Below are 17,121 nucleotides of genomic sequence, written 5' to 3' on the forward strand. Positions count from 1 at the left end.
GGTCCGGTCACCGGCCGGCGTCCCCCGGGCCCGCCGCAGGGGCCGCCGGATCCGGCAGCTGCTGCGGCTCTTCGGGGCGGCGGTACATCCGGGTCGCGGTGATCTGGCCGTGCACCGCTTCCCCGGCCGCGTCCTGCTGCGGCAGGCCAGGACGCAGGTGCTCCTCGACGCTGATGTACTTCAGGCCCGCCCGCAGGTCGGCGTCGTTGCGCAGCCGGATGACCAGCGGGAACTCGGCGAGCGCGGTGGTGTCGAAGAGGCCGGTGGTGTAGAGCAGCTGGACGCCGAGCGCATCGGCTACGGCCCGCTGGAGCTCCAGCAGATACGTGGCGTTGGCGCGGCCGATGGGGTTGTCGAGGAACAGGGTGCCGGCGTGCGGCTGCTTGTCCCGCCCCCGGTCGTTGCTGCGCAGCGCGGCCATCGTGCAGTACAGGGCGATGGCCGCGGTCAGCAGCTGGCCGCCGGAGAAGACGTCGCCCATCTGCCCGACCGGCACCCGCTCGGCGCGCAGCACCGCGTCCGGCTTGAGGATCTCCACGGCCACGCCGCGCGGCTGGAGCGCCGCGCTGACCCCGCGCAGCAGCAGGGACATGCCGTCCCTGCGCAGGTCGCTGTTCTTCTTCACGGCCGCGCGGGTCGCCTCGTCGATGACCTGGCCGAGCCGCTCGGTGAGGGTGGCCTGGTCCGGGTCGTCGAAGCGGATCCGCAGGAACTCCTGGCCCGACCACTCGCCGAGGCCGTCGGGCAGCCGGGAGAGCCGCTGGGCTGAGCGCAGCGTCGTCAGCGAGGACTCCACCAGGCCCCGCAGCCGGTCGACGATGCTGTCGCGGTTGCGCTCCAGCTGCTCCAGTTCGTCGGTGAGCACCCGCAGCCGGGGCGCGAACGCCTCCGCCCACTTGGCCGCGTGGTCGGGCAGCGCGGCGGCGGGCAGCTCGCGGATCTGCTGGCGCGCGGGGGTGCGGACCTGCTCGTAGCGGGTGGAGTTGGCGTGCCGTACGAGGATGTCGCTCGCCTCGCGGACCGCGGCGTCGGCGGACGAGAGGTCGGCGGCGCAGCCGCGCAGCGAGCGGCGGGACTCGGCGGCGGCGCTGCGGCCCTCCTCCAGCCGTCCGGCGTACGGCTCGGGTCGCTCGGCCGCCGGGTCGTCCGCGGCGTGCTGATCACGCAGCAGGTCGCGCAGCAGCGCCGCGGTCTCCTCGAAGCCGCCGGCCGCGTCCTCGGCGGCGCGGTGGCCGTGCAGCAGTTCGTCGTGCCGGGCTCGGGCGGTCTCCAACGCCTCGGTGGCGGTGGCCAGTTCGCCGCCCGCCGTGCGCAGCAGCTCCTTGGCGCGCTCCGCGTCGGCGGGGACCATGTCGTCGGGGAGTTCGGTGTGCGCCTCGCCGTCGGCGGGCGCCAGCCGTTCGGCCTCGCCGCGCAGCCGGCCCAGTTGCTCGCTGGCGGCGGATGCCCGGGTCTCCAGCATCTGGACGAGGGACTCGGCGCGGGCCGCGGCGGCCTGCCGGGACGGCCCGTCGGCCGCGTCCGGGCTCTCCAGGAGCGTCTCGGCGCGGGTGCGGACCTTGTTGGTGAGGCGGTTCAGCTCGGCGAGTGCGGCGCTCTCGTCGCCCTCGGCGCGGGCCTGTTCGGCGCGCAGGTCGGCGCCGACCCCCACCTTTTCGTAGAGCTGGGACGCGGCGCGGTACGCCTCGCGCAGCGCCGGGAGTGACGCGCTCGCGCCCTCGGGCGCCTCCCCGATGTCGTCCGGCACACCGGCGATCTCGGAGCGCTCGGAGCGCAGTGCGCGGGCGGTGCGGCGGGCGTCGTCGGCGGCGCGCTGGGCGGCCCTGCGGTCCTCGTCGGCGGCGCGGGCGCGGTCCACGCACTCCTCGGCGCGGCCCTCGAACTCGGCTGCTTCGTCGGCGAGTTCGCGGAGCCTGGACTGCCATCCGGCGCGTTCGCGCAGCCGGTGGGCGAGTCCTGCCAGGATGTCGGCGGCGCGGCGGGCGCGCTGCGCGGTCTCCTGGCGTGCGTCGCGGACCCGGAGTGCCTCGGCGGCGGCTTCGTCGGCCTCGGTGCGCGCGGCGCGGGCCTCGGCCAGTTCGGCGGCGGCCTCGTCGGCCGCCGTGCGGGTCTGTTCGGCGGCGGCGGCCAGTTCCGCGAGGTGCCCGGCCGGGCAGCCGCTGCGCCAGGAGCCGAGCCTGGCGGCCAGCGCGCGGTCCCCGGCCAGCCGCGCGGCGAGCGCGCGGATCTCCTCGTCCCGCTCGACGGCGCGGGCGCGCAGGGCCTGGCGTTCCTCGTCGGCGGCTGATTCGTCGTGCATCGCCGGGTTCGGCGGGACCAGGAAGACGCCGGTGTCCTGGCCGTCCGGCGCGGGGGTGGGGGCGAGCAGCGCCGCCGAGGTGCCGACGGCGACGGCGGAGCGGGGCAGCAGCGCGGCCTGGGCGAGGATCTCGCGGGCCCGTGCGTGGGTGGCGGGGTCGGTGATGATGACGCCGTCGACCAGCTCGGGGCGGGCGGCGAGCACTCTGCTGTGGTCGGCGGGGTCGACGGACTGGGCGAGGTAGCGCCAGCCCGGCAGCGCGGGGACGCCGTGCTCGCCGAGGTATTCGACGGCGGCCAGGACGTCGGGCCCCGGGGGCAGCAGGCCGCCGTCGCCGAGCGCGCCCAGGATCCGGGAGTCGTCGGCCGCCGCGGTGCGCAGGTCGAACAGCTGCCGCTCGGCGGCGCCGACGCCGCCCTCCAGGAGTTCGTGCAGCGCGTCGGCGTTGCGGTCCAGTTCCTCGGGGGTCAGCGGCCCTGATCCGGCCTCCACGGCGGGCGCGTGCGCGGTGCGGGCCGGGCCGCCGTCGTCGGCCGCCGGGGTGCGCGGGCCCGGTACGCCCGCGTGGGCCTGCGGCAGGCCGAGGAGGTCGGCGAGCCGTGGTTCGGCGCCGATCGACGCGGCGGCGGCCCGCTCGGCGTCGTGGGCGCGGCCCGCGGCCTGGGCAGCGTCCTCGGCGCGGGCGGCGGCGAGTTCGGCAGCGGCGTGCCGTGCGGCGGCCTCGCGGGCCAGGTCGGTGGCCTGCCCCGCACTCTCGCGGGCGGTGTCCCAGGCGGCGACCGCGCTCTTCTCGGCGTCGGACGCGGCGAGCGCGGCACGGGCCGGGTCGGCGTCCGGCGCGCTGTCGTCCAGCCAGCCGGCCTCGACTGCCTCGGCGGTCTCCTGGGCGACCTCGGCCAGCCGCTGCTTGAGGTGGTCGGCCTCACTGCGGGCGCGCTGGGCGTGGGTGGCGGCGGCGGTGGCGTCGCGGTGCGCGGCCTCGCCCGCCTCCTGGAGGGCCGCGGAGCGCTCCTCCTCTTCGTTGGCGAGCTGTTCGCCGGCCTCGGCCGCGGTGTGCAGCGCGCGGACGAGGTCGGCGGCGGCGGTGGCGCGGGCGGCCAGGGCCGGCGCGGCGTCCCGCTCGGCCTCGCGGATGGCGGCGGCGACGCGGGCGGAGCGGTCGGCGGCTGCGCGGTGGCGCAGCGCGGTCTCGGCGGCCTGCCAGGCGCTGTGGAGGGTGCGGGCGTCGTTCAGTTCGCGGCGCTGGGCGGTCGCGCCCTTCTCGGCTGCGGCGAGCGCCAGCGAGGCGTGACGGTAGGCGAGTTCGGCGGAGACCAGGGAGCGGCGCTCGCGGGTGCGTTCGGCTTCGGTGACGCGGTGGGCGGCGGTGGCGACCTGCTCGGCGAGTTCGGCGGCACGGCCGCGCTCCTCGGTGCCGCGGGCGTGCAGCCGCTGGGCGAGGGTGCGGGTGCGCCGCTCGGCCCCGGCGTGCACCTGGCGGGTGTGCTCACGCAGTTCGGCGGCTTCCGCGATCTTGGAGAGCAGGTCGAGGGAGCCCGCGGTGAACTCCCGCTCGGCGGTCAGCTCGGCGCGCCTGCCGAGCTTGTGCGCGAAGCCGTGGACGAGGTCGGCGAGGCCGTCGGTGTCCCGGGTGTCGGTGACGGCGCGCAGCAGCAGGTCGGTGAAGTCGGAGTCGTTCTTGACCGCGAAGAGGCCCGCGGCCTCGCCCTCGTCGGCGTTCATCTCCCGCTGGTAGCGGAAGAGTTCGGGGTCGAGGCCGAGGTCGCCGAGGTGTTCGTTCCAGCGTTCGTGCACCTCTTCCCAGACGACGTCGAGGTTGGGGTAGTTCTTGCCTGCTTCGGTGAGGACGTCGCGGAAGCCCTTCATCGTGCGGCGGCGGCCCTGGGCACCGGACGCGCCCTCGCCGTTCGCCTGGCGGGGCCGGACGACGGTGGCCTCGGCGACGGGCAGCGAGTCCAGGCTCATGCCTGGCCCCGGCCGGAAGCTGTACCAGGCTTCGGCGAACTTGCGCGGGTCGTTGGAGACCTGCCGGCCGCGCCACTCGCTGGCCTTGCCGACCACGACGCTCTCGCCGGTGAGGGTGTGCTGCCATTCCAGGGCGACGTGTCCGCAGTCGTCGGCGAGCAGGAACTTGCGCAGCACGCCGGAGCTGGCGCCGCCGAGTGTGTTGCGGTGGCCCGGCAGCATGACCGAGAAGATCAGCTTCAGCAGGACGGACTTGCCGCCGCCGTTCTCCAGGAAGAGGACGCCGGCCGGGGCCGGGCGGCGCGGCGGGCCGACCGGTTCGTCCTCGAAGAAGTCCGCCTGCGCCGGGGCAGGTTGCGGTACGGGCGCGCCGACGCCGCGCAGGTCGAGCACGGTGTCGGCGTAGCGCGCGCCGGCGGGTCCGATGGAGTAGAGGCGGACCCTGGACAGCTCGTACATGGCGGACTCTCGTTGTCGTGAGCGGGCGGGAAATCGGGCGGGTGGTGGCGGGGCGTCCGTCAGGGCGCGTGGAAGGGCAGTCCCGCGTCGGCCACCAGGTCGAGGGCGTCGGTGTCCTCGCCCGGCAGCAGTGCGGCGCTGCCGTCGGCCACGGGGACGACGCCGAGTTCCAGGAGTTCGGTCATGGCGGCGCCGCCCGCCATGTCGCGGACCTGGAGCTGGTAGCGGGCGGTGGTGCGGTAGGCGCCGCCCGCGTCGTCGCCGGTGCGCTGGAGGAAGCCGGATTCGACGAGGAAGGCGACGGCCTTGGCGATGATGCCGGTGGTGGAACCCGCCAGCCTGCGGGCGTCCTTGGTGGCGCCGGTGGCGCTGCGCCGCGCGTAGATCCGCCAGGCGGCTTCGAGTCCGGGTGCGTCGCTCGCCGGGTCGCTGTTCTCGCCGTCCTGTGCGGCGCGTTCCTCCAGGCGGCGGCATGCCTGGCGGACGAAGGCGTCGACGCCGTTGACGGTGATCCGGCCGATGTAGCCGTCGTCGGCGAGGTCTTCGGGGCGCGGGAAGGCGAGCGCGGCGACGGCCAGGTGGGCCAGGCCGTGCAGGAAGCGGTCGGCGGAGTCGGACGAGGCGCGGCGGGCGTAGTCGCCCATGCGGACGGCGAAGACGGAGTCATCGGCGGCGGCGACGGCCATGCCGGCGCGGGTGGAGACCTCCAGGACGATCAGTCCGAGGCCGGCCGCGACGGCGTCGGCGAGCCGCGCGAAGGCGGGCTCGTCGCGGTGGCGGCGCAGCAGTTCGGCGTATCCGGCGTCCCGGGCAGGCACCAGCTTGGGCTGGAGGCCGAAGGCGACCAGCCGCGCGGCGTCCGCGGCGTCGGCCGGGGTGACGGGCGCGGGCGCTTCGGTGCCGGCGGACGGTACGTTCCGGCCCGCCGCGGCCCCCAGGTCCTGCTGCGGCACCTCGTCGGCGTCGTACTGGGTCACGGCACAAGCTCCTTGCGGGGGACGGTCTCGGGACACTTCTCCTGCCTCGGCGGGAGGGCGCGCGGCTCGGGCATCAGGCCACCTCCGAGCGGTCGGCCGCCATGCCCGCCGCGTCCAGCAGGGCCGTGCCGACGATGAGGTCGGCGCCGCCGAATTCCGGGTCGGTCAGCTCCGTGCCGTCGTCGACGGCGAACAGCAGCTGCTGTTCGCCCTGGCGGTAGGCCGTGCCGACCGGGGGGCTCGCGGCGTGCACCGCCAACAGGGCGACGAGGTAGGGGAGTTCGGGGTCGCCGCTGCTGCGGGCGTCGGCGAGCAGGCCGGACAGGCGGCGCGGGGCGTCGGCCGGCAGGTCGAGCAGCGTCGTGGCGGCGTCGAGCTGTGCCTCGCTGAAGCGGCTGTCGTCGGGTGTGGCCACCAGGTCGGGTTCGGGCATTTCGGCGCCGAGGTGCTCGCGCTCCAGGGGCGGGGTGAGCAGCACGTCGACGAGGTCGCCGACGCGGACGGCCGCGGGGGTGCGCAGGCCCGTGCCGCGGGCGAAGAAGGCGTCGGTGACGCGGATGGCCTGCTCGGCGGGGAGCGGCAGCAGCGGGGCGACCAGCTGGCCGTAGAGGTCGAGTCCCGAGCGGGCCGTGGGGGTGGCGAACGCCTGCCGGTCCTGTTCGGCGCGGAAGAGCGGGCCGGCTTCGAGGAGCCGGGACTGGAGCTGGGTGTGGCGGCGGATGCAGTCCTTGACGATGTCGACCAGCTCGGCGGCGCGGCGCTTGTGCTCGCCCCGCTTGTCGTCGGCGGCCTCGGTTTCGTCGCGGGCCTTGCGGATGTTGGTGAGGATGGCGTTTTCGTGGCGGTAGCGGTCGGCGACGTGGTCGAGCGCTTCGGCGATCATGTCGGGGACGGTCTGGAGCCAGTCGACGGCGCGGACGTTGCGGCGGGTGGCGTCGAGGGTCCTGCGCAGCGTCTCGGCGTACTGCACCGTGCGGTAGCGGGCCTGTTCGGCGGCGAGCTGGGCGTCGGCCAGCCGGCCGCGGTCGACCAGCACCTCCAGCTTGACCTCGGCGGCGATCTGGGCGCTGGTGACGTCGGTGTCGAGGGCGCCGACCAGGACGTTGACGGCCTCGTCCGTGGCGCGCAGGAAGACGCTGCCGCCGGCGCCCGGCACCTCTTCGATGAGCTTGAAGTCGTAGTCGCGGCGGACGTACTCGCCCTCGGTGCTGAAGGTGCCGTAGACGGCGCGGAAGCCGCGGTCCACGCTGCCGACGTTGATGAGGTTCTCCAGCACCCAGCGGGCGACCCGCTCGTGCTCGCCCGAGGGGCGGTGCGGGGCCTGCGCGGCGATCCGGGGCAGCACCCTGGCCACTATCTCGTCGTGGTCGGCTCCGGTGTCGAAGTCCATGTGGAGGGTGACGAGGTCGATGACGGCGAGCGCCACCTCCGCCATGGCGTAGCCGCCGTACTCGCCCGCGAGGTTGGCCTTGCGCGCGTCGAGGTCGTGCAGCGGCGCGGTGCACGCGAGGGCGCGCAGCCGACGGGCCAGGCCCTCGTCGGCGGCCGGGCCCGGGGCGGGCCGGTGCGGCCCGGCTGGCTGGGGCGCAGCGGCCCTCGGGGCTGGAAAAGTCACGTCGCACAGAGTAAGCGCTCGCACTGACAACGGACGAAACGGCTCGGATCAGGCCCTGCCTGACCTGCTCTTGCGCCGGTCGTCAGTCTACGGCGTGCCGCCCACCGTCCGTGACGGCGGGCCCGGACACCGCACGCGGACGACCGCGCCCGTCAATGGGTGGCCCCGCCCGCGATGCGCAGATCCTCCCGGTTTCCGGCCGCGGCCACCGCGATCTCCCGCAGCGCACGGGCGATGGCGGCGACCGGAAGCGACGGCTGGGCACGGTCGACGACCTGCTCCGGTGCGTACGGGACGTGCACGAAGCCGCCGCGTACGCCGGGGAGTTCGGTGGCGATGAGGTGGGCGAGCGCGTAGAAGACGTGGTTGCAGACGAAGGTGCCCGCGGTGTTGGAGACGGATGCGGGCAGCCCGGCGGCCCGGACGGCCGCCACACACGCCTTGACCGGCAGGGTGGAGAAGTACGCGGCGGGGCCGCCCGGAACGATCGGTTCGTCGACCGGTTCGGCGCCCGCGACGTCGGGGATGCGGGCGTCGTCGACGTTGATGGCGACGCGTTCGACGGTGACGTCGGGCCTGCCGCCCGCCTGGCCGACGCAGAGCACCAGGTCGGGCCGGTGCTCATCGACGGCGGCGCGCAGGGCGGTGCGCGATTCCCCGTAGACGCAGGGCAGTTCGGCGGTGAACAGTTCAAGTCCGGCGGGCGGTTCGGCAGCCGCGGCGCGTACCGCCTGCCAGGAGGGGTTGGTGGATTCCCCGTCGAACGGTTCGAATCCGGTCAGCAGTACCCGGGTCATACGGTCATCCTCGGCGGTGGTGGGCGGCGGGCCGTCCGCTGCGGGAGCGGGGCGGGCCCCGGGGTCAGAAGGCGAACAGGGCCATGATCACGATGTTGCAGCCGAGCAGCACACCAGCGGTGGGCAGTTGCGCCTTGATGGGCCCGTACTGGTCCTTCAGCTCCAGGAGGGCGGCCGGGACGATGTTGAAGTTGGCGGCCATCGGGGTCACGAGGGTGCCGCAGAACCCGGCGAGCATGCCCAGGGCCAGGACGGCCGGCGCGTTGCCGTGGAAGTGACCGACGAGGACGGGCCAGCCGACGGCCGCCGTCATCACCGGGAAGGCGGCGAAGGCGTTGCCCATGACCAGGGTGAACAGGAACATGCCGACGCAGTAGACGACGATCGCGATGTAGAGGGAGTCGTCGGGCAGGACCGCGGTGGTGATCTTGCCTACCTGGTCGCCGACGCCGGAGACCTGGAAGATGGTGCCCAGCGTGGCCAGCATCTGCGGCAGCAGCATCGCCCAGCCCATGGATTCCAGCATCGAACGGCCGGACTCCACGGGCACCGCTATCCGCTTCTCGCGCAGCATGACCATGGCGACGACGAGCGCCGCGACCGAGCCGATGCCCAGGCCGAGGATGGTCTCGCTGCCCTCCTGGAGCAGCGGTTCGCCCCCGATGGACAGCTCCTTGACGCCGACGGCGCAGATCATGGCGACGACGGGGATGGTGAGCGCGGGGATGAACAGCCGGCTGCCGAACTTGGCCGCGCTGGCGGTGCGTTGCTCGGGTGTGCTGGTGCGCGGGGTGCCGCGGCCGGTGAAGCCGAACCCGGCCAGGACCGCCATGGCGAGCACCGCGACACCCAGCGGCTCGGCGGGTGCCTGCTTGTTCACCACCCAGCTGCTGTAGATGAACCCGGCGCCGATCAGGCCCCAGAAGGCGGCGGTGCCGATGCGCTTGGGGTTGCTGCGGTCGGTGAACATCTGGGCGGCCATCACCAGGAAGCTGAGGCCGACCAGCCAGTAGAACCACTCTGCCTTGATCACTTGGCGGCCTCCGCTGCGGTGGCGTCGTTCGCGGCGTCGGCGGCGCGCAGTTCGCGCTCCAGTTGGCGGTCGAGACGCAGCAGCCGCCAGCCGTGGAAGACGAACGCGCACACGGCGGTGGGGATCGCCCAGAGCGCGAGGTGCAGCGGTTCGAGGTGGGTGCCGTACGTGGTGTTGACGAAGCCGGTGATCAGCAGGATCGAGCCGACGGCGAGGAAGACGTCCTCGCCGAAGAACCGGCCGACGTTGTCCGCGCTGGCCGCGAGCGACCTGATGCGCTCGCGCGCCTTCTGCGGCAGCGCGCCGTGCTTGCGCTCGGCGGCGCCCTCGGCCATGGGGGCGGCCAGCGGGCGGACGGTCTGGGCGTGTCCGAAGACGTCGGTCAGGCCGAGTGCCGCGCCGATCTGGCGCATGCCGAGGTAGAGGGCGAGGAACCGCCCGGTGGTGAGCTTGCCGAACCGCGCGATCAGGTTGCGGGCCTGTTCCTGGAGGCCGTAGCGCTCCAGGAGGCCGATCACCGGGAGGGTGATGGCGAAGATCGTCACCGCCCGGCTGTCGGCGAAGCCCTGGCCGAAGGCGGCGAGCACCTTGCCGGGACTCAGCCCGCCGAGGAGGCCGGTGGCGATGCCGGCCACCCCCACGACCAGGAGGGGATTGCGTTTCGTGGCGAAGCCGATCACGACCACGAGCACGCCGAGGAGCACGATCATGGGTCCGCCTTCCGCGTACAGGACCCCACGCGGACCGTGAGGACGATGAATGGATTGCAGCGGAGGTTAGGCGATTGTTCAACGATCCGACAAGAGGTTGCCACCCATGACTCTTCTCCCGCTCTCCACCCGGTGATCGCCCACCGATCCGCCGGGCTCCCCAGGCCGCCCCCGTGCCAGGGCGCCGCGGAGATCCGTCAGAAGCGCCCTAGTGCTCCGCGATCCGCTGGGCGTACGCCCCCGACAGCTGACTGCGCGAATCCTCCAGATAGGACCGCAGCAGCCGTTCCGCGTCGGCCGCGTCCCCGGACTGCAACGCCTCGACGATCTGCCGGTTGCGGGTGAGGTAGGGCGCGTGGAAGCGCCGCGGATCGTCCATCACGTGGAAGACCAGGCGCAGTTCGGCCAGCACCCCGCGCATCAGCTCGTCGGTGCGCGGACTGCCGGCCAGCGCCACGATCGCCTGGTGGAAGCGGATGTTGGCGGTGGACAGATCCTGCCAGGCGCGGCCTTCCGACGCCGCCTCGCCGGACCGCACCGCCGCCTCGATCAGCCCGATCGCCTCCTGCGCCCCGGCGTCGTACGGCCCCTCCCCCAGGCCGCGGACGGCGGCGCATTCGACGATCAGGCGCACCCGGTAGATGTCGTCCAGGTCCTCGACCGTCACGATGCGGACGAAGACCCCGCGGTTGAGTTCGTGCACCAGCAGCCGCTCGTGGGTGAGCAGCCGGAACGCCTCGCGCAGGGTGTTGCGCGAGACCCCGAGCGCGCCGCCGATGCTCTCCTCGGAGAGCCGGGCGCCGGGCGGGAAATAGCCTTCCGTGATGCGGTCGCGGAGGATGTCGGCGACCCGTTCCGCCGTGCTGGAACGCCCCAGCAGGACCCGGTCCGACTCCAGTCCCGCGATCTCGGACAGCCGCCGCTGGTCACTCTTCGCCACTCCGCCGGCCATGCCGCTCCCCGCTCCTCGTCCGTGGTGGACGGCGCGCCACCGGGCGCCGTCCGGGAGGTGTCCCCGCCGAAGTCAATCCCAGAAGCCGACTCCGAACAACACACCTCTTGTCGGATCGTTCAACGATCGCTTACCTTGGCCGCAACGCCGGTCGGCCCGAGGGCCTGTCGTCGAACTCCCGTCGTCCGCCCGCAGGGCAGGTGGGAGTTCGACGACAGGCCCGAGTGCCCTCTGGGGAGAGTCACTACGGATACGGGCCGGCCGGCCCCCTGCTCTCCCCTCCGCCCCGTCGGCCGACGGGTCACCGCGCGCCGCGCACACCGACCACCGAGCACCCCTGGAGCGGACACACATGAGCGACGCGGTGAGCCCTCCCGTCATCGACCTCAACGCCGACCTCGGGGAAGGCTTCGGACGCTGGCAGCTCACCGACGACGACGCCCTGCTGTCCGTCGTCACCAGCGCCAACGTCGCCTGCGGCTTCCACGCGGGCGACCCCGCCACCATGCGGCGGGTCTGCGAACTGGCCGCCGCCCGCGGCGTCGTCATCGGCGCCCAGGTCTCCTACCGCGACCTGGCAGGCTTCGGCCGCCGCGCGATGGACGTGCCCCCGGACGAGCTGGCCGACGAAATCACCTACCAGATCGGCGCGTTGGACATCTTCGCGCGCGCCGCCGGAGCCCGCGTGGCCTACGTCAAGCCGCACGGCGCGCTCTACAACCGCTGCGTCCATGACACCGCGCAGGCCGCCGCCGTGATCGCCGGCATCCGTACCGCGGGCGGCGCGCTGCCGGTACTCGGCCTGCCGGGATCCGCGCTGCACGCCGCGGCGCGGGAGGCGGAACTCCCGGTCGTCGGCGAGGCGTTCGCCGACCGCGCCTACACCGACGAAGGCACCCTGGTGTCGCGCCGGGAGGCGGGCGCGGTGATCCACGACGGCGACGAGGTCGTCAAGCGCGCCCTGGGCATGGCCCGCGACCACACCGTCACCTCCCTCGACGGCCGCCCCGTCACGGTCACCGCCCGCTCCCTGTGCCTGCACGGCGACACCCCGGGCGCCGCCGTGCTCGCCCGCCGCGTACGGTCCGAACTGACCGCCGCCGGCGTGCAGGTGCGGAGCTTCGCGTGAGGCCGCTGCCGGTCGGCGCGCACGGCCTGCTGATCGAACTGGACACCGCCGACGAGGTGGAGGCGCTGCACGCGGAACTGCTGCGGCGCGCCGCCGACGGCACGCTGCCGCAGGTCACCGAGATCGTCCCGGCCGCCCGCACGGTCCTGCTCGACGGGCTCGCCGACCCCCGCGGCCTGATCGCCGAACTGGCCAGCTGGCACATCCCGCCGCTCGACGCCGCCGACCGGCCCGGCGTGGAGATACCGGTCCGCTACGACGGGCCCGACCTCGCCGATGTGGCGGCCCTGTGGGGCGTCACACCCGACGAGGTGGTGCGCATCCACTCCGGCACCGCATTCCACGTCGCCTTCTGCGGTTTCGCCCCCGGCTTCGGCTACCTCACCGGGCTGCCCGAGCCGCTGCACGTACCGCGCAGGGCCACCCCGCGCACCCGCGTTCCGGTCGGCTCGCTCGCGCTGGCAGGCCCGTACACCGGCGTCTACCCGCGCTCGTCCCCCGGCGGCTGGCAGCTGATCGGCACCACCGACGCCGTGCTGTGGGATCCGCAGCGGGAACCCGCCGCGCTGCTCGCCCCCGGCACCCGGGTCCGCTTCGTCCCGCAGGACGGCCCGGGACCGGCCGCCGCGCACGTCCAGGAGGCCGCCCGATGACCGACCACGCCTTCTGTGTGGCGCGGGCCGGTGCGCTCACCACCGTCCAGGACCTCGGCAGGCCGGGCCACGCGCACCTCGGGGTGCCGCGCGCGGGCGCACTCGACGCACCGGCGCACCGCCTGGCCAACCGCCTGGTGGGCAACCCGGAAACCGCCGCTACCTTGGAGACCACGCTCACCGGCTGCGCCGTACGGGTCCGCCGGGACACCGTCGCCGCGGTGACCGGCGCGCCCTGCCCGGTGACCGTCGACGGCCGCCCCGCCCCCTGGGGCGCCGCGGTCCGCGTCCCGGCCGGCGCGGTGCTCGACGCCGGGCCCGCCACCCACGGCCTGCGCAGCCACCTCGCGTTCGCCGGCGGCATCGACACCGAACCCGTACTCGGCAGCCGGGCCACCGACCTGCTCTCCGGCCTCGGCACCGATCCGCTGACGGACGGCGCGGTGCTGCCGCTGGGGCGGCCGTACGGTCCCCCGCCGGCCGTGGACGCGGTGCCGCACCCGGCCCCGCCCGGTGAACTCCTGCTGCCGTTCCTGCCGGGCCCGCGCGACGACTGGTTCACCGCCCTGGGCCGGCGCACCCTGGCCACCGGCCGGTTCCGGGTCTCGGCGGCGAGCAACCGCATCGGCCTGCGCACCGAAGGGCCGCCGCTGGAGCGCGCCCGCACGGGCGAACTGCCCAGCGAGGGCATGCCGTTGGGCGCCCTCCAGGTCCCGCCGGACGGTCTGCCGGTGCTGTTCCTGCACGACCACCCGACCACCGGCGGCTACCCGGTGATCGGCGTGGTCCCCGAAGCCCATCTGGCCGCGGCGGCGCAGGCGGTCCCTGGCACCCCGATCCGGTTCCTCCCGCTACGGGGCGGCCCGGCCGCCTCCTGACGGCACGGGCGGGCGAGTCGCTGTGGCGGGCTCAGCCCGTCCCCGGCTCGCCGTACCCGCCACCGCCAGGCGTCCGGATCACCAGGACGTCGTCCACGCCGACCTCCGCCGTGTCGCAGCCCGCCAGCATCTCCTCGCTGCCGTCGGCGCGCCGCAGGCTGTTGACACCGAGGGCGCCCGGCGCGCCGCCCGCCATCCCGTACGGCGGGATCCTGCGGTGTCCGGTGAGGAGGGCGATGGTCATCGGTTCGAGGAAGCGCAGCCGCCGCTCGACGCCGCAGCCGCCGTGCCTGCGGCCGGCCCCGCCGCTCCCGGACCGTACGGCGAATCCGTCCACCCGCACCGGGTAGCGCCATTCCAGTACCTCGGGGTCGGTCAGCCGCGAGTTGGTCATGTGGGTCTGTACGGCGTCGGTGCCGTCGAAGCCGTCGCCCGCGCCGGAGCCGGAGGCCACCGTCTCGTAGTACTGCACCCGGTCGTTGCCGAAGGTGAGGTTGTTCATCGTGCCCGAGCCCTCGGCCTGGACGCCCAGCGCGGCGTAGAGCGCGCCGGTGACCGACTGGGACGTCTCGACGTTGCCCGCGACCGTCGCGGCGGGGTGCACCGGCGCCAGCATGCAGCCCTCCGGGACGCGGACGTCGACGGGCTTGAGGCAGCCGCTGTTGAGCGGGATGTCCTCGGCGATCAGGGTGCGGAAGACGTAGAGCACCGCGGCCATCACCACCGAGCGGGGCGCGTTGGTGTTGCCGGGCTGCTGCGGTGAGGTGCCGGCGAAGTCCAGTACGGCGCTGCGGGCGGCGCGGTCGACGGTCAGCGCCACCTTGATGTGCGCACCGTTGTCGGTCTCGTAGTCGCAGCTGCCGTCGGAGAGCCCGGCGATGATCCGGCGCACCGACTCCTCGGCGTTGTCCTGGACGTGCCGCATGTACGCGCGCACCACATCCAGGCCGAACTGCCCCGTCATCCGGCGCAGTTCCTCGATGCCCTTCTCGTTGGCGGCGATCTGGGCGCGCAGGTCGGCGATGTTGGCGTCCGGCGCCCGCGAGGGGTGGGGGCCGGATCCGAGCAGCTCGCGGGTCTCGCGTTCGCGCAGCTCGCCGTCGCGGACCAGCAGCCAGTTGTCGAAGAGGACGCCCTCCTCGTCGATGGTGCGGCTGAAGGCCGGCATCGAGCCCGGGGTGATCCCGCCGATCTCCGCGTGGTGGCCGCGGGACGCCACCAGGAAGAGCAGTTCGCGGCCCGCCTCGTCGAAGACGGGTGTGACGACGGTGACGTCCGGCAGGTGCGTGCCGCCGTGGTACGGGTCGTTGACCGCGTACACATCGCCGGGCCGCATCCCGTCAGCCCGGCGCCGCAGCACCTCTTTGATGGACTCGCCCATCGAACCCAGGTGCACGGGGATGTGCGGGGCGTTGGCGATGAGGTTGCCTTCGGCGTCGAAGAGGGCGCACGAGAAGTCGAGCCGTTCCTTGATGTTGACGGAGTGCGCGGTGTTCTCCAGGCGCACCCCCATCTGCTCGGCGATGGCCATGAAGAGGCTGTTGAAGACCTCCAGCATCACCGGGTCGGCCCCGGTGCCGACGGCGGCGGTGCCGGGGCGCGGTGCGGTGCGGCGCAGCAGCAGGTGGCCGCGTTCGCCGACGGTCGCCCGCCAGCCCGGTTCGACGACCGTGGTCGCGTCGTCCTCGGCGATCAGCGCGGGCCCGGTGAGGGTGTCCCCCGCGCCCAGTGCGGTGCGCAGGTGGAGTGCGGTGTCCCGCCAGGCGCCCTGCGCGTACATCCGCACCGTCGCCGCCGGCCGCAGCTCCCCGGTGCGCGCGGCGGGGTGCCCGTCACGCCGCTGCGCGCCCCCCGCCGCGCCGACCGCCTCGACCGACACCGCCTCGGCCACCAGCGGCTTGTCCATGGTGAAGGCGTAGCGGGCCCGGTGGGTGCGGACGAATTCCGCGGCCATCTCGGCGGCGCCCGCCAGCGGGACGCCGAGGGGGGCGTCCGTGCCCGCGTAGCGGATGAGGACCCGGGCGCGGGTGGTGATGCTCTCCTCGGGCACGCCGTCGTCGAGGAGTTCGCGACGGGTCTGCCGGGCGAGGTCGTCGCAGACCGCGCGCACCCGCTCGGCCGCCGCTTCGCCGGTGAGTTCCGCCTCGACGGCCCGCTCGCGCATCGCGGTGGCGTCCGCGACGCCGATGCCGTACGCGGACAGCACGCCGGCGAGCGGCGGGACGAGGACGGCGCCGATGCCGAGCGCGTCGGCGACCGCGCAGGCGTGCTGGCCGCCGGCGCCGCCGAAACAGGTGAGGGTGTAACGGGTGATGTCGTGGCCGCGCTGGACGGAGATCTTCTTGACCGCGTTGGCCATGTTGAGCACGGCGATGTCCAGGAATCCGGCCGCGACGTCCTCGGGGCCGCGGTCGTCGCCCACGGCAGCGGCGGCCCGCGCGGCCAGTTCGGCGAACTGTTCCTTGACGGTCCCGGTGTCCAGCGGCTGATCGCCCCCGGGCCCGAAAACCGCGGGGAAGTGGTCCGGCTGCACCCGGCCGAGCATGACGTTGGCGTCGGTGACGGTCAGCGGCCCGCCCCTGCGGTAACAGGCGGGCCCGGGGACCGCGCCCGCCGAGTCGGGGCCCACGCGGTAGCGGCGGCCGTCGAAGTGCAGCACCGATCCGCCGCCGGCCGCGACGGTGTGAATGTTCATCATCGGGGCCCGCATCCGCACCCCGGCCACCTCGCTGCCGAAGACCCGCTCGAACTCGCCCGCGTAGTGCGAGACATCGGTCGACGTGCCGCCCATGTCGAAGCCGATCAGCCGTTCGTGGCCCGGCCCCGCCTCGGCGGCCGAGCGGACCATCCCGACGACGCCGCCGGCCGGTCCTGACAGCACCGCGTCCTTGCCGCGGAAGTGCTCCGCCTGCCGCAGCCCGCCGTTGGACTGCATGAACATCAGCCGGATACCGGGCAGTTGGGTCGCGACCTCGTCGACGTAGCGCCGCAGGATCGGGGAGAGATAGGCGTCGACGACGGTGGTGTCGCCCCGGGGCACCAGCTTCATCAGCGGGCTGACCTCGTGCGAGCAGCTGACCTGCGTGAACCCGGCCCGCCTCGCAAGGTCGGCGACGGCCTTCTCGTGCTCGGCGTAACGGTAGCCGTGCATCAGGACGACGGCCGCGCTGCGCAGCCCGTCGGTGCGGGCCCGCAGCAGCGCCGCGCGGACCGCCGCCACGTCCAGCGGCCGGACCAACCCGCCGTGCGCGTCCACCCGTTCGGGGACCTCGATGACCCGCTCGTACAGCGCGTCGGGCAGCACGATGTGCCGGTCGAAGATCCGCGGCCGGTTCTGGTAGGCGATGCGCAGCGCGTCCCGGAAGCCTTCGGTGGTGAGCAGGACGGTGGGCTCGCCGGTGCGCTCCAGAAGGGCGTTGGTGGCGACGGTGGTGCCCATCTTGACGACGGACACCTGCGCGGCCGGCACCGGTGCGTCCGGGCCGATGCCCAGCACCATCCGGATGCCGGCCACCGCGGCGTCGCGGTAGCGCTCGGAGTGGTGCGAGAGCAGTTTCCCGGTGACCAGCTGTCCGTCCGGCCGTCTGCCGACGACGTCCGTGAAGGTGCCACCGCGGTCGATCCAGAACTCCCAGCGTCCGGTCATCCGGCCAT

The 17,121-nt window shown here is 74.3% G+C and carries 11 protein-coding genes; 3 read left to right on the top strand and 8 right to left on the bottom strand.

Translation table 11 applies throughout. From position 1 onward, the window contains the following. Positions 1-7 precede the first annotated feature (7 nt). From ACGFNI_RS31235 to ACGFNI_RS31265, 7 genes are all read right to left on the bottom strand, one after another. Positions 8-4,723 (bottom strand): hypothetical protein, encoded by a 4,716-nt coding sequence (locus tag ACGFNI_RS31235; RefSeq protein ID WP_393688387.1) that lies wholly within the window; start codon positions 4,721-4,723, stop codon positions 8-10. 59 nt (positions 4,724-4,782) lie between these two features. Continuing rightward, a complete protein-coding gene (locus ACGFNI_RS31240; protein WP_393688388.1) occupies positions 4,783-5,700 on the bottom strand; it encodes a hypothetical protein in 918 nt (305 codons plus the stop codon). A 73-nt stretch (positions 5,701-5,773) separates the two neighbouring features. Beyond that, on the bottom strand, positions 5,774-7,315 hold the full coding sequence (locus ACGFNI_RS31245; protein WP_393688390.1) for a hypothetical protein: 1,542 nt from the start codon (positions 7,313-7,315) through the stop codon (positions 5,774-5,776). A 152-nt stretch (positions 7,316-7,467) separates the two neighbouring features. After that, positions 7,468-8,112: a pyroglutamyl-peptidase I gene (pcp, locus tag ACGFNI_RS31250; RefSeq protein ID WP_393688392.1), complete on the bottom strand. Its 645-nt coding sequence runs from the start codon at positions 8,110-8,112 to the stop codon at positions 7,468-7,470. Between the two features lie 64 nt (positions 8,113-8,176). After that, positions 8,177-9,145 (bottom strand): DUF979 domain-containing protein, encoded by a 969-nt coding sequence (locus ACGFNI_RS31255; protein ID WP_393688394.1) that lies wholly within the window; start codon positions 9,143-9,145, stop codon positions 8,177-8,179. Beyond that, positions 9,142-9,855, bottom strand: coding sequence for a DUF969 domain-containing protein (locus tag ACGFNI_RS31260; RefSeq protein ID WP_393688396.1), 714 nt, complete (start codon positions 9,853-9,855; stop codon positions 9,142-9,144). Before ACGFNI_RS31260 ends, ACGFNI_RS31255 begins: the two co-directional genes overlap by 4 nt. 208 nt (positions 9,856-10,063) lie before the next feature. Beyond that, on the bottom strand, positions 10,064-10,807 hold the full coding sequence (locus ACGFNI_RS31265) for a GntR family transcriptional regulator (RefSeq protein ID WP_393688398.1): 744 nt from the start codon (positions 10,805-10,807) through the stop codon (positions 10,064-10,066). A gap of 352 nt (positions 10,808-11,159) precedes the next feature. Between ACGFNI_RS31265 and ACGFNI_RS31270 the strand changes: the two genes are divergently transcribed. The 3 genes from ACGFNI_RS31270 to ACGFNI_RS31280 are packed head-to-tail and all read left to right on the top strand — an operon-like array spanning position 11,160 to position 13,467. Further along, on the top strand, positions 11,160-11,936 hold the full coding sequence (locus ACGFNI_RS31270) for a LamB/YcsF family protein (RefSeq protein WP_393688400.1): 777 nt from the start codon (positions 11,160-11,162) through the stop codon (positions 11,934-11,936). Further along, positions 11,933-12,589 (top strand): 5-oxoprolinase subunit PxpB, encoded by a 657-nt coding sequence (gene pxpB / locus ACGFNI_RS31275; RefSeq protein WP_393688402.1) that lies wholly within the window; start codon positions 11,933-11,935, stop codon positions 12,587-12,589. The genes ACGFNI_RS31270 and pxpB overlap by 4 nt, the downstream gene beginning before the upstream one ends. Then, positions 12,586-13,467, top strand: a complete 882-nt coding sequence (locus ACGFNI_RS31280; protein ID WP_393688404.1) for a biotin-dependent carboxyltransferase family protein — start codon at positions 12,586-12,588, stop codon at positions 13,465-13,467. Before pxpB ends, ACGFNI_RS31280 begins: the two co-directional genes overlap by 4 nt. A 31-nt stretch (positions 13,468-13,498) precedes the next feature. Here ACGFNI_RS31280 and ACGFNI_RS31285 read toward each other — a convergent pair whose 3' ends face one another. Next, the gene (locus ACGFNI_RS31285) at positions 13,499-17,113 is read right to left on the bottom strand and encodes a hydantoinase B/oxoprolinase family protein (RefSeq protein WP_393688406.1); all 3,615 of its coding nucleotides are present in this window, start codon (positions 17,111-17,113) and stop codon (positions 13,499-13,501) included. Positions 17,114-17,121 lie beyond the last annotated feature (8 nt).

It is taken from the genome of Streptomyces sp. NPDC048644, from assembly GCF_043199105.1.
Lineage (GTDB): Bacteria > Actinomycetota > Actinomycetes > Streptomycetales > Streptomycetaceae > Streptomyces.